This window comes from Micromonospora sp. NPDC049366, assembly GCF_044466625.1.
GTDB lineage: Bacteria > Actinomycetota > Actinomycetes > Mycobacteriales > Micromonosporaceae > Micromonospora.
In genome coordinates this window covers 14,297-27,055 of the sequence record NZ_JBITMV010000004.1, presented here as the reverse complement: position 1 = coordinate 27,055, position 12,759 = coordinate 14,297, and the positions used below count along the sequence as shown (strand labels likewise).

The following is a 12,759-nucleotide window of genomic DNA, read 5'->3' as shown; positions in this document are numbered from 1 at the left end:
AACCGGCCACGGCCGACCTGACGTCCGAGGAGGCGACGTGCCGGACACCGGCCACCGACCGCTGCGCGCGGACGCCCAACGCAACCGCCAGCGGCTGCTGGACGCCGCGGTAAGCGCGTTTTCCCAACGCGGGCCGGAGATAACGCTGGAGTCCGTGGCACGTGAGGCCGGCGTCGGCATCGGCACCCTCTACCGCCACTTCCCCACCCGCGAGGCGCTGGTCGAGGCGGCCTACCGCAACGAGCTGGCCAAGCTCTGCGACGCCGCGGCCGAGCTGCTGGAGGAGTCCCCGCCGGACCAGGCGCTGCGGGGGTGGATGGACCGCTTCGTCGACTATCTCGCCACCAAGCGCGGCATGGCGGATGCGCTGCGGCTGGTCATCGCCGCCGGCGCCAACCCGTTCGCGCGAAGCCGCGACCGGTTGCTCGCGGCCCTCGGCCTGCTGCTGGAGGCGGGCGCCCAGGCGGGCAGCGTCCGAGCGGACGTGACCGCGGCCGACGTGCTGGCCAGCCTGAGCGGGGTCTCGCTGGCCGCCGGGGAGCCGGCCCAGCGAGACCAGGCGGGCCGGCTGCTCGACCTGCTGATGGACGGTCTGCGCTACGGGACGGGCCGACCGACGACCTGATCGCCGCGGGCGCGTCGCCAACGCACGCCGCCGAAGGCCCTGGCCGCGGGGCGCGTCGCCCCGAACGCCGCCGAAGGCCCCCTGGCCTGCGCCGATTCCGGCCCCGCGGCGCCCGGGCCGCTGCCAGACTCGGTCGGTGGGTGGTCACCGGTGGCGCGACCGGCTGGGCCCGGCTGTCTCGGTGGCGCCGGGCGCCCGGGTCGACAAGTTCGAGATCTTCTTCGACCTGGTCTTCGTCTTCTCGTTCTTCATCATCACGCGGGCCACCGCGATGAACATCACCGGCTCCAGCCTGCTGCACGCCATGCTGGTCCTCGCGGTGCTGTGGTGGTGCTGGGTGATCCACAGCGTGGTCGCCGCCCGGGTGCGTCTCGGTGAGGGCTTCGTCCCCGTGCTCATGGTCGTCGGGATGGCCGCGCTGTTCTGCTTCGCGCTCTCCCTGCCGCAGGCGTTCTCCGACCCGAGGCAGACGCCCGCCGGGCCGATGGTGGTCGCGATCAGCTATCTGGTGATCCGCGGGGTGCACCTGCTGCTCTACTGGCACGTCGCTCAGGAGCGGCCGGGCGAGCGCCGGCTGCTGCTGCGGTACTGCCCCGAGGTGATGCTCAGCACCATCCTCCTGCTGGCCGCCGCGCTGGTCCCACCCCGGATCGGAGACCTCGACACCGCGATGATGGTGCGCGACCTGCTCTGGCTCAGCGTCGTCGTGCTCCAGTACGGCAGCGGCCTGGTCGCCGGCGCGTGGGGCTGGACGATCGAGTCGGCCGAGCACTGGACCGAGCGGTACGACCTGATCCTCATCATCGCGCTCGGCGAGTCGATCATCTCGGTCGGCGTGGGCGGCAACCTGCTCGGCCAACCGGTCACCTGGGAGGCGGTCGCGGCGGCGGTGTGCGGCATCGTCTTCACCGCCGCGCTCTGGTGGGCTCACTACGACGTGATCGGCCCCGCCGCCCGGATCGCGCAGCACGCAGCGCTGGGCCGTCCCCGGGTGGCCATGGCCCGGGACGCCTACGCCTACCTCTACCTGGTGATGATCGCCGGGATCATCCTGTTCGCCCTCGGTGCCGAGGAGATCGTCCGGCAGGTCGCCGACACACACGTCGGCCTGCGCGAACCCACCCACGGACCCGGCGTTCCGCTGCTGTTCGGTGGCGTCGCCTGCTACTTCGGCGGCGGCATCCTGTTCCAGCTGCGTACCCTGCGCACGCTCTCCTGGACGCGGGTGGGCGTGGTGGTGGTGCTCGGCGCCGCCATTCCGCTGGGCGCCATCCTGCCGGCCCTCGCCGCGCTGGCGCTGCTCACCCTGATCTGCGTCGGGTTGGTGGCCGTGGAGGTGGTGGTGATGGCGGACTCGCGGCGGGCGCTGCGCGAGGCGGTCTTCCGGGAGAAGGCGACCCACGAGGCGCACGAGGTGGAGTTCCGCGCCGCCTGGCACGACCAGCCGGAGGAGCGGGGGCCGGGCCGGGGCGGTGGCACCCGGCCCGCCTGACCGCCCCCGCATCGCACTCACCGGCCCGCCCGGACGGCGGCGCCACGCCCCACCGGCGGGGGCGCGCCGGTCAGGGCTCTGCCGGTAGCAGAACCGGCCGTGGATCGTTGGCCGCGCGGGGCGACACCCGGCAGGCTGGCTCTCGTGATCACCTTCTCGCTCCAGGCCCACCCGTCCGACGCCGCCGACTGGGCGGACCTGGCCCGCCGCGCCGAGTCCGCCGGCTTCGACGCCCTGTTCGCCGCGGACCATCCCGGGGCGGTCGCCACGCCGTTCGTGGCCCTGGCCGCCGCCGCGGCGGTGACCAGCACCATCGGGCTGGGCTCGTACGTGTCGAACGCCGGTGTCCGCGAGCCGATGCTCCTCGCCGCCGACGTGGCGACCCTCGATCTGGTCTCCGGCGGGCGCGCCCGGCTCGGCATCGGCGCCGGACACACCCCCGCCGAGTGGCGGGCCGTCGGGCGGGAACGACCGGACGTGGCCGGCCGGGTGCGCCGCTGCATCGCCGTCGCCGAGGCCACCCGCGCCCTGCTCGACGGCGAGGAGGTCACCGTGGACACGCCCGACCTGGTCGTCCACGGTGCCCGGCTGGAGAACCCCCGCCCGGTGCGGCGGCGGATCCCACTGACCGTCGGCACCGCGAACTCCACCCTGCTGCGCTGGGCCGGCGCCCACGCCGACGTCGTCGGGCTGGCCGGCCTGGGCCGTACGCTGCCCGACGGCCACTCCCACGAGGTGCGCTGGCGGGAGGCGGAGATCGAGGCGCAGCTCGCCCAGGTCGCGGCCGGCGCCGAGGGCCGCGCCGAGCCGCCGGAGCTGGAGGCGCTGGTGCAGAAGGTCGTGGTGACCGACGACGCGGAGGCCGCCGCCGCCGAGACGGCCGCCGACACCGGCCTGACCGTCACGGAACTGCTCGCCACCCCGTTCGTGCTGATCGGCACCGAGGACGAGATCGTCGCGGCGGTGGCCGGGCATCGCCGCCGCTGGGGTGTCACCCGGTACGTCGTTCGGCAGGAGGCTCTCGACCCACTGGGCGCCTTCCTGCCCCGCCTGAGCGCCGTCGCCTGACCAGGGCTTGACTTCGCGCGCACTCGAACAGGGACGCTGGACGCATGACGACGACACGAACGCTGGGGCGCAGCGGCATCGAGGTCAGCGCGATCGGCATGGGGTGCTGGGCGATCGGCGGGCCGCTGTGGGGTGACGGCGGGCAGCCGTTCGGCTGGGGCGAGGTCGACGACGACGAGTCCGTCCGGGCGATCCACGCCGCGCTCGACGCCGGCGTGACCCTCTTCGACACGGCCAGCAACTACGGGGCCGGGCACAGCGAGCGCATCCTCGGTCGGGCGCTCGCCGGCCGCCGGGACCGCGCGGTGATCGCGACGAAGTTCGGCAACGTCTCCGACGAGGCGACCCGCCGGTGGACCGGCACCGACGCCAGCCCGGCGTACGCGGTGCGCAGCCTGGGGCAGTCGCTGCGTCGGCTGGGCACCGACTACGTCGACCTGTTCCAGCTGCACATCAACGAGCTGCCGGCGTCCGCCGCGCTCGACCTGGTCGACACGCTGGAGGATCTCGTCGCCAAGGGCACGATCCGGGCGTACGGCTGGAGCACCGACCACCCCGACGCGGCCGAGGCGTTCGCGAAGGCCGGGACGCACTGCGCCGCGATCCAGCACGACCAGTCGGTGCTGCGCGACAACGCGGCGATGCTGGCGGTCTGCGACGCCTACGACCTGGCCAGCCTGAACCGGGGCCCCCTCGCGATGGGCCTGCTCACCGGGTCACGGCGGGCGGTGGGCCGCGACGACGTACGCGGGATGGCGCCGGACTGGCTGGTCTGGTTCACCGACGGGCGGCCGACTCCGCAGTGGTCGGCCCAGGTCGAGCGGATCCGGGCGGCGCTCACCTCCGACGGCCGTACCCTCGCCCAGGGTGCGCTGGGTTGGCTGCTGGCCCGCAGCCCGCGGACCGTGCCCATCCCCGGGGCCCGGACGGTCGAGCAGGTACGCGAGAACGCCGCGACCCTCGCGCGTGGCCCGCTGCCGGCGGACGCGGTGGCGGAGGTCGAGCAGCTGCTGGCCGACCTGCGCCCGGCGTCGGCGGGGTGACCGGAGTCGGGATTCAACGCGGCCTGCTCCGCATCCGTACTCCAAGATATGGGCATGCGCATCCTCATGGCCGGTGCGTCCGGCTTCCTCGGTACCCGGCTGGTGGACCGGTTCACGGCCGACGGGCACCAGGTCACCCGGCTGGTCCGCCGTCCGCCGCGCGCTGACGACGAGTGCCAGTGGAACCCGTCGGCGGCGCAGCTCGACCCGGCGGTGGTGGCGCGGGCCGACGCGGTGGTCAACCTGGCCGGGGCGGGGGTGGGTGACCGGCGGTGGAACGACGAGTACCGGAAGGTGATCCGGTCGAGTCGCGTGGACACCACCACCACGCTGGCCATCACGATCGCCGGGCTGCCGGCGGAGGACCGGCCGCGGGTGCTGCTCAACTCGTCGGCCGTCGGCTGGTACGGCGACACCGGCGACCGGGCGGTCGAGGAGGACGCCCCGGCGGGCGAGGGTTTCCTGGCCGACGTGTGCCGGGTGTGGGAGGCGGCGACGCGGCCGGCGGAGGACGCCGACGTCCGGGTGGTGCGGCTGCGCACCGGCCTGCCGCTGGACCGCGCGGGCGGGATGCTCAAGCCGCAGCTGCTGCCGATGCGGTTGGGCGTCTCGGGCAAGCTGGGCAGCGGTCGGCAGTGGTGGCCGTGCATGTCGATGGCCGACTTCCTGGGCGCGTCGGCGTTCCTGCTGGAGCGGGACGACGTGGCCGGCCCCGTCAACATGGTCGGGCCGGTCCCGGTGACCAACGCCGAGTTCACCCGGGAGTTGGCTCGGCAGATGCACCGGCCGGCGTTCATGCCGATCCCCGCGCTCGCGTTGAAGGTCGTCCTCGGCGGCTTCTCCCAGGAGGCCCTGTCCAGTTCCCGCGTGCTGCCCGGCGCCCTGACCCGCGCCGGCTACCGCTACCAGCACCCCGACCTCCGAAGCGCCCTCCAAGCCGCCCTCTCCACCTGACCCCCGCGCCCCGCCCCGCTTCGCCCCGTTGATCATGAAGTTGTCGCCGTCCACATCGGCGTGTCGGGGCAACAACTTCATGATCACGCGCTGGTCGGAGTGGGGTGGGGGCTGGGTGGGGTGGGTCAGCAGCCGATGACCCAGTAGTTGGGGCCGGTCTGCTTCAGGGAGCTGGTGTAGAAGGTGTTGTAGAGGCCCATCCGCTGGTTCGAGCCGTTGGCGTACGCGTAGCCGCCGGACTGGTAGGCCCGACCGGCGCTGACGTGCGCGTAGTTGCTGGCGGTGACGCAGGTCGCCGGCACGGTCGGCGTGGGCGTCGGGGTCGGGGTGGGCGTCACCGTCGGGGTCGGCGTCGGGTCGGTGCCGCCGCCGTTCAGGCCGAAGAAGACCGCGTCGCGGTACGTCGAGCAGATGGTGTCCAGAAAGTACGCCCCGGCGGTGCCGCACTGGTCGGCGCCGCTGCCCGGGTCGACGGGCGTGCCGTGGCCCATGCCGGACACCCGGTAGAGGCGGACCTCGTCGTTGCCGTACACCTCCAGGCTGGTGCCGCCGGGCAGCGACGAGGTGCCGGTCGGGGTCTGCGAGAGGCCGCGCACGTTGGTCCACTGGTCCCGCGACTCGGTGGCGTTGAGCGGGGCGACGGTGTAGTCCGAGGTGCCGTGCCAGATCGCGACGCGCGGCCGGGGGCCGTTGTAGCCGGAGTAGGCGCCGCGCACCAGGTCGCCCCAGGCGGCGGGGGTCTTGTCGCTGCCGGGGGTCATGCAGCTGAACGCGTTGACCATGCTGGTGGCGCAGCGGTACGGGATGCCGGCGATGATCGACCCGGCGGCGAAGACGTCCGGGTAGGTGGCGAGCATGACCGCGCTCATCGCCCCGCCCGCGGAGAGGCCGCTGACGTAGACCCGGCCGCCGTCGACGCCGAAGTTCGCCTTGGCGTGGTCGACCATCTGCTTGATGGACAGCGCCTCGCCCTGGCCCCGGGCGGTGTCACCGGTCTCGAAGAAGTTGAAGCAGGCGTTCGCGTTGTTGCCGGACTTCTGCTCGGCCACGATGAGCGCGAACTTCCACTGGTCGGCGTACTTCTGCCAGCCGGAGTTGGCGAAGTAGCCGGAGGCGTTCTGGGTGCAGCCGTGCAGCAGCACCACGGCCGGGGAGTTGGCCGGCAGGTTGTCCGGCCGGTAGGCGTACATCGCGAGGTTGCCCGGGTTGGAGCCGAAGCTGGTGACCTGGGTGAGGGTGGCCGCCTGGGCGGGGGCGGCGAGGGTGACGGCCCCGGCCAGGGCCAGGACGAGCCCGGCGACCACACCGGTCAGCCGGGTGAGCAGGGACGAGGAGCGACGCACGGCGGCCTCCCGGGGGCGGAGTGTGAACTGAGTCACCTTCGAGTTGCCGCGACGTTACGTCGAGGTGTCGGAGATGTGACATGGGCCACGGTCACATATTCACCGTCGACGTTGTGTCCGCCGCGGAAGCGGCGCCCACGCCCGATCTCCGCTCCGCGCGCCGACACGAGGGACGACGCGCTCCTTGCACGTATGACCGGCACGTCCAGTTCCGGTTGGTAACGTCCGCTGCGTGCCGACCTCCCCGTCCCTGGCCACCGGGCCCGTACCCGCCTCGCCGCCGCGCGCCGGCCGCGACCGCCGCGCCGACCTGCTCGTGGTGCTGGCCGCGCTCGCGCTGGCCGTCTGGGTCACCAGCGGGCTGTGGCGGGACCCGAACGTCCGCACGGTCACCGTCAACTCCAGTGACCAGGCGCTCTTCGAGTGGCTGCTGGCCTTCGGCGGCAACGCGCTCACGCACGGGGAGAACCCGTTCTTCACCCACCTGATCAACGTCCCGGACGGGGTCAACCTCGCCGTCAACACCTCGATCACCGTGTACGCGGTGGTCTTCGCGCCGCTGACGTACCTCGTCGGGCCGCCGGTGACGTTCCTGGTGATCCTCACCCTCAACCTGGCCGCCACCGCGGTCGCCTGGTACTGGCTGCTCTCCCGGCAGTTCGTCCGCAGCCGCCTCGCGGCCGCCGTGGGCGGCCTGTTCATCGCGTACTCCCCCGGCATGGTGTCGCACGCCAACGCCCACCTGAACTGGACCGCCGGCTGGCTCGTGCCGTTGCTGATCTGGCGGCTGTTCGCGCTGCGCCGGCCCGGGCACTGGCTGCGCGACGGCATCGTGCTCGGCGTCCTCGTGGCGGTCGCCTTCTCCATCGCGGCCGAGGGGCTGTTCTTCACCGCCCTCGCCCTCGGCGTCTTCGTGGCCGTCTGGGCGCTGCACCCGGCCCGGCGGGCCGAGGCCCGGGCCGCCCTGCCGAACTTCCTGCGCGGGCTCGCGGTGACGGCGGTGGTCGCCGGCGCGCTGCTGGCGTACCCGCTGTGGCTGCACTTCGCCGGCCCGCAGCGCTTCCACGGCACCGGCTTCGACCCGGTGATCCACTCCGAGGACATCGCCGCGTTCGGCGCGTTCCCCCGGCGCTCGCTGGCCGGGCAAGCGGGACTGGGCACCTCGCTCGCCCCCAACCCGACCGAGGAGAACTCCTTCTTCGGGATTCCACTGCTGCTGCTCACCGTGCTCTGCTTCGTGACGCTCTGGCGGCGGGCCGATCCGCCCCGCCGGGCCACGCTCTGGGGGCTGGGCGTGCTCGCCGTCGTCTTCACCGTGCTCTCCTGGGGCCCGGTGGCCAAGGTCGACGGGGACCGCACCGACGTGCCGATGCCGTTCGACCTGCTCGGCCACCTGCCGGTGGTGAACGCCGCCCTGCCCGCCCGGCTGGCCCTGGTGGTGGCGCCGGTGATCGGGCTGCTGCTCGCGTACACCGTCGACGGGCTGCGCACCCGGCCGCCCCGGCACCGCTCGACGGAGCTGGCCTGGGCGCTCGGTTTCGCGGTCGCGCTCGTGCCGCTGCTGCCCACCCCGCTGCTGACCAGCGAGCGGGAACCCATTCCGCGGTTCATCACCGCCGGCACCTGGCGGGAGCACGTCTCGCCCGGCGGCGTGCTCACGCCCGTGCCGGTGACCGTGGACATCTACCCGGACGGCCAGCGCTGGCAGGCGTACGCCTTGGCGCACCGGCAGGGCGAGTTCCGCATCCCCGCCGGGTTCTTCCTCGGCCCGGGCGGGCCGGACGGTCGCGGCCGGATCGGGCCGGTGCCGCGCACCCTCAGCGCGCTCATGGACCAGGCCGGCAAGACCGGGCTGGTGCCGATCATCACCGACGGGACGGTGCGGGAGGTCCGCGCCGACCTGGCCTACTGGCAGGTCGAGGCGGTCGTGCTCCCGGACCGGGTGCACGGGGCGAAGTTCGACGTGGACGAGGAGGCGGTGCGCCGCACCGCGACCGCCCTGCTGGGCGAGCCGCAGCGGGTGGACGACGTCTGGCTGTGGCGGGTTCCGCCGGCCTGACCCCGCCGCCGCGCCCGGGCCGCACGACGACGCCGGGCGGGTCCGGTGAGGCGGCTCACCAGCGCCGCCAGCCCTTTCCGGGACTACGCTGAACGGTGTGAGCACGATGATCTCCGGCCTCACGGCCGTCCGCGCCGGACTCCTCGACTACCAGGCCGCCTGGGACGAGCAGCGCCGGCTGCACGAGTCGGTGGTAGCCGGCGAGCAGGGCGACACCGTCCTGCTGCTGGAGCACCCGAGCGTCTACACGGCCGGCAAGCGCACCGAGCCGTGGGACCGGCCGAACGACGGCACGCCGGTCGTCGACGTGGACCGCGGCGGCAAGATCACCTGGCACGGCCCGGGGCAGCTGGTCGGCTACCCGATCGTGCGGCTGCCCGACCCGGTCGACGTGGTCGCGTACGTGCGGCGCACCGAGCAGATGCTCATCGACGTGTGCGCCGAGTTCGGGCTGACCGCCGGCCGCGTCGAGGGCCGCAGCGGCGTCTGGGTGCCGGAGGACGACCGCGGCCCCGCCCGCAAGGTCGCCGCGATCGGCATCCGCGTCGCCCGCGGGGTCACCCTGCACGGCTTCGCCATCAACTGCGACTGCGACCTCGGCTTCTACGACCGCATCGTGCCGTGCGGCATCCGCGACGCCGGGGTGACGTCCCTCACCGCCGAGCTGGGCCGCCCGGTCACCGTGGCCGACGTGCTGCCGGTCGTGGAGCGGCGCCTGTCGACCCTGGTCACCGTCACCGACTGACCCGGATGCGGATCGACCTCGTCACGCTCGTGGTCGCCGAGTACGACCCGGCGATCGCCTTCTTCACCGAGGTGCTCGGCTTCGACCTGGTCGAGGACGAGCCCTCGCTGACCACCGACGGCCGCCCGAAGCGGTGGGTCGTGGTCCGGCCGCCGGGCGGGCAGACCGGGTTGCTGCTCGCCCGCGCCGACGGCGACGACCAGGCCGCCGTGGTCGGCCGCCAGGTCGCCGGTCGGGTGGGCTTCTTCCTCCAGGTGGACGACTTCGAGGCCACCTACCGACGGATGCGGGACGCGGACGTGGAGTTCGTGCGTCCGCCCCGCACCGAGCCGTACGGGCGGGTCGCCGTCTTCCGCGACATCGCCGGCAACCGCTGGGACCTCCTCGGCCCCGCCTGACCCCGACGTCCGCTGCCGCCCGCGCCCCTCGGCGCCGGGTCGTCGGCCGCCCCGGCGCCGCCTTTCATCGCCGGCGGCCAGCCGCCGCACCCCGTTCCCTCCGGCTCGCTGTCGACCTGTCCCAGATCTGGGGCAGGTCGACAGCGCCGACCGCACCGCACCCGCCACCCGCCACCCGCCACCGCACGCCACCAGCCACCCCCACACCACCCGCCACGGCTGGCGCGCTGCGACTGTGGACCGCGGCCGCGGCTGACACCCTTTCGGTCGTTCAGCTCGTGACCGGCGGAGGACCGGCGGAGGACGCGATTACGGGGTCAGGCGGTGCAGGTCGCGCGGGAAGGCGGTGACCTCGCGGACGTTCGCCGCCCCGGTCAGGCGGGAGACGAAGCGTTCCAGCCCGATCGCGAAGCCGCCGTGCGGCGGCATCCCGTGGCGGAACGCGTCGAGGTAACCGGCGTACGGCTCGACCGGCTCGCCGCGCTCGGCGAGCGCCGCCAGGTAGTCGGCGTGCCGGTGCAGGCGCTGCCCCCCGGTCACCAGCTCCAGCCCGCGGAACAACAGGTCGAACCCGTTGCTGTACCCGGGCCGGTCCGGGTCCGGGTGGGTGTAGAACGGCCGCTTCGCCATGGGGTAGCCGGTGACGAAGAGGAAGTCCGACCCGTGCTCCCGGCGGGCCCACTCCCCCAGCGCCCGCTCGTGCGCGGGGGCCAGGTCGGGCTCGTAGGCCGGCGCACCGGCGACCTTCAGCGCCTCGGTGAAGTGCAGCTGCGGGATCCGCGCCGGCACGACCGGCAGGTCGACCCCGAGCGTGGCCACCGCGGCCCCGGCCCGGTCCGCAACGGTGGACAGCATCCCGGCCAACACGTCGCGCAGGACGGCCATCACCTCCCGGTGGTCGGCGACGAAGCCCAGCTCGACGTCGAGCGACGTGTACTGCGCCAGGTGCCGGGCGGTGTCATGGGGCTCGGCCCGGAACACGGGACCCACCTCGTACACGCGCTCGAACACGCCCACCATCAGCTGCTTGTAGAACTGCGGCGACTGCGCCAGGTAGGCCGGGCGGCCGAACCAGTCCAGCGCGAACACGTTCGCCCCGGACTCGGTGGACGAGCTGACCACCTTCGGTGTGTGGACCTCGACGAACCCGTCCGCGTCCAGCGCGGCCCGGAACCCGGCGACGGCCGCCGCCGAGATCCGCAGCGCACCCGACCGGGTGGGGTGTCGCAGGGCCACGGGCGCGTGGTCGAGCTGGGTCGGCAGGCTCGCGGTGAGCGCCGGCCGGTACAGGTCGAACGGTGGCGGCTCGGCGGGCGCGCCGAGCAGCCGTACCGTCGGGGCGGTCAGCTCGACCCCGGCGGGCGCCGTGGCGTTCGCCGTCACCGTGCCGACGACCTCGACGGTGCTCTCCTCGGTGAGCGCCTCGACCTGACCGCGGACCGCCGGGTCGGTGACCACCACCTGGGTCAGTCCGGCGGCGTCCCGGACGATCAGGAAGGCCACCGACTTCAACAGCCGGCGGCGGTGGACCCAACCCGCGACCCGGACGGTCTCGCCGACGCGGGTGGTGAGCTGGGCGGACAGGATGCGTTGCATCGCGGCTACCTCCTTGATCAATCGCAACGCCTCCGCCGCGTGCGGCGGAGCATCACTCCTGCCCCAAAGAGGTGCGGGCGAGCGGGAACCTCGCGGTGCCACCACACCTTCGCCCCCGCCGGAGCGGGAGCCTCGTTCGTCGCCCGTGACGGGGGCCAGCCGGCGGGCTCTACTGGGCGCGGACGCCGTTCTTCCCGCAGCTCGGGAGGGTCTTCGCGGGCCCGGCGCCAGACCGCCTCGCACCAACCGGCGGTTCTCTGCTCTGGCGGGTCGGGCCGCTACTCGGCTCCGTCGTCGCTGTTGCCGGGAACGCTAGCACCGACACCGATGGAATGTGACGACGTTTTTCGAGGGCGCGGTGTGCGGCGTCACAAGGCTCCGGGGCGTGACGCCGGTCGCCCGACCTACATCGACGGCCACCGTGCGGCGTAGGCTCGGTTTCGTGACGATCGAGCACTCCGCGCCGACGACCGGCCAGGCCGCGCGTACCGCGACGCCCGCCCCCGAGGGGCGGCGCATGCTGCGGATCGAGGCCCGCAATGCCGAGACGCCGATCGAGCGCAAACCGCCATGGATCAAGGTCAAGGCCAGCATGGGGCCGGAGTACACCCAGCTGCGCGGGCTCGTCTCGCGGGAGGGGCTGCACACCGTCTGTCAGGAGGCCGGCTGCCCCAACATCTACGAATGTTGGGAGGACCGGGAGGCGACCTTCCTCATCGGCGGTGACCAGTGCACCCGCCGGTGCGATTTCTGTCAGATCGACACCGGCAAGCCCGCCGAGTTCGACGCCGACGAGCCGCGCCGGGTCGCCGAGTCCGTGGTGACGATGGGCCTGCGCTACGCCACCGTCACCGGCGTCGCCCGCGACGACCTGCCCGACGGCGGCGCGTGGCTCTACGCCGAGACGGTCCGGCAGATCCACGCACTGCAGCCGGGCTGCGGTGTCGAGCTGCTGATCCCGGACTTCAACGCCGTGCCGGAGCAGCTCGCCGAGGTGTTCGGCGCGCGCCCCGAGGTGCTGGCGCACAACGTCGAGACGGTGCCGCGGATCTTCAAGCGGATCCGTCCGGGCTTCCGCTACGAGCGGTCGCTGGACGTGATCCGCCAGGCCCGCGCCGCCGGTCTGGTCACCAAGAGCAACCTCATCCTGGGCATGGGCGAGGAGCGGGCCGAGATCTCCCAGGCGCTGCGCGACCTGCACGACGCCGGCTGCGAGCTGATCACCATCACGCAGTACCTGCGTCCCAGCGCCCGGCACCACCCCGTCGAGCGGTGGGTCAAGCCGGAGGAGTTCGTCGAGCTGCGTGAGGAGGCCGAGCAGATCGGCTTCGCCGGGGTGATGAGCGGGCCGCTGGTGCGCTCCTCCTACCGGGCCGGTCGGCTCTACCAGCAGGCCCTCGCCGCCCGCGAGGGCAGCGTGGTCACCGCCGGCTGAC

Annotated in this window: 11 protein-coding genes; 9 read left to right on the top strand and 2 right to left on the bottom strand. The window is 73.6% G+C overall.

Going from position 1 to position 12,759, the window contains the following annotated elements; all coding sequences use genetic code 11:
• Positions 1-37: 37 nt before the first annotated feature.
• The 5 genes from ACIBTV_RS07795 (at position 38) to ACIBTV_RS07775 (ending at position 5,182) form a co-directional block, all read left to right on the top strand.
• Positions 38-625: a TetR/AcrR family transcriptional regulator gene (locus tag ACIBTV_RS07795; protein ID WP_396703248.1), complete on the top strand. Its 588-nt coding sequence runs from the start codon at positions 38-40 to the stop codon at positions 623-625.
• 136 nt (positions 626-761) lie between these two features.
• Complete coding sequence (locus tag ACIBTV_RS07790; protein ID WP_396703247.1) at positions 762-2,117, top strand: low temperature requirement protein A; 1,356 nt, start codon at positions 762-764, stop codon at positions 2,115-2,117.
• Between the two features lie 144 nt (positions 2,118-2,261).
• Positions 2,262-3,185, top strand: coding sequence for an LLM class flavin-dependent oxidoreductase (locus ACIBTV_RS07785; protein WP_396703246.1), 924 nt, complete (start codon positions 2,262-2,264; stop codon positions 3,183-3,185).
• A gap of 44 nt (positions 3,186-3,229) precedes the next feature.
• Entirely contained in the window at positions 3,230-4,228 is a 999-nt protein-coding gene (locus tag ACIBTV_RS07780; protein ID WP_396703245.1) for an aldo/keto reductase, read from the top strand.
• A gap of 54 nt (positions 4,229-4,282) precedes the next feature.
• Complete coding sequence (locus tag ACIBTV_RS07775) at positions 4,283-5,182, top strand: TIGR01777 family oxidoreductase (protein WP_396703244.1); 900 nt, start codon at positions 4,283-4,285, stop codon at positions 5,180-5,182.
• A gap of 125 nt (positions 5,183-5,307) precedes the next feature.
• Here the strand turns inward: ACIBTV_RS07775 and ACIBTV_RS07770 are convergent, their stop codons facing one another.
• Positions 5,308-6,525, bottom strand: a complete 1,218-nt coding sequence (locus tag ACIBTV_RS07770; RefSeq protein WP_396703243.1) for a PHB depolymerase family esterase — start codon at positions 6,523-6,525, stop codon at positions 5,308-5,310.
• A gap of 232 nt (positions 6,526-6,757) precedes the next feature.
• Here ACIBTV_RS07770 and ACIBTV_RS07765 point away from each other — a divergent pair, with 232 nt between their 5' ends.
• The 3 genes from ACIBTV_RS07765 to ACIBTV_RS07755 all read left to right on the top strand — a co-directional run bounded on the left by ACIBTV_RS07765 (position 6,758) and on the right by ACIBTV_RS07755 (position 9,727).
• On the top strand, positions 6,758-8,584 hold the full coding sequence (locus tag ACIBTV_RS07765) for a DUF2079 domain-containing protein (protein WP_396703242.1): 1,827 nt from the start codon (positions 6,758-6,760) through the stop codon (positions 8,582-8,584).
• A gap of 106 nt (positions 8,585-8,690) precedes the next feature.
• Positions 8,691-9,329, top strand: coding sequence for a lipoyl(octanoyl) transferase LipB (lipB, locus tag ACIBTV_RS07760; RefSeq protein WP_396703495.1), 639 nt, complete (start codon positions 8,691-8,693; stop codon positions 9,327-9,329).
• Between the two features lie 5 nt (positions 9,330-9,334).
• The gene (locus tag ACIBTV_RS07755) at positions 9,335-9,727 is read left to right on the top strand and encodes a VOC family protein (RefSeq protein ID WP_396703241.1); all 393 of its coding nucleotides are present in this window, start codon (positions 9,335-9,337) and stop codon (positions 9,725-9,727) included.
• A gap of 309 nt (positions 9,728-10,036) precedes the next feature.
• Here the strand turns inward: ACIBTV_RS07755 and aspS are convergent, their stop codons facing one another.
• A complete protein-coding gene (gene aspS / locus ACIBTV_RS07750) occupies positions 10,037-11,323 on the bottom strand; it encodes an aspartate--tRNA(Asn) ligase (RefSeq protein WP_396703240.1) in 1,287 nt (428 codons plus the stop codon).
• 385 nt (positions 11,324-11,708) lie between these two features.
• Here aspS and lipA point away from each other — a divergent pair, with 385 nt between their 5' ends.
• Positions 11,709-12,758, top strand: coding sequence for a lipoyl synthase (gene lipA / locus ACIBTV_RS07745; protein WP_396703239.1), 1,050 nt, complete (start codon positions 11,709-11,711; stop codon positions 12,756-12,758).
• Position 12,759: the final 1 nt, after the last annotated feature.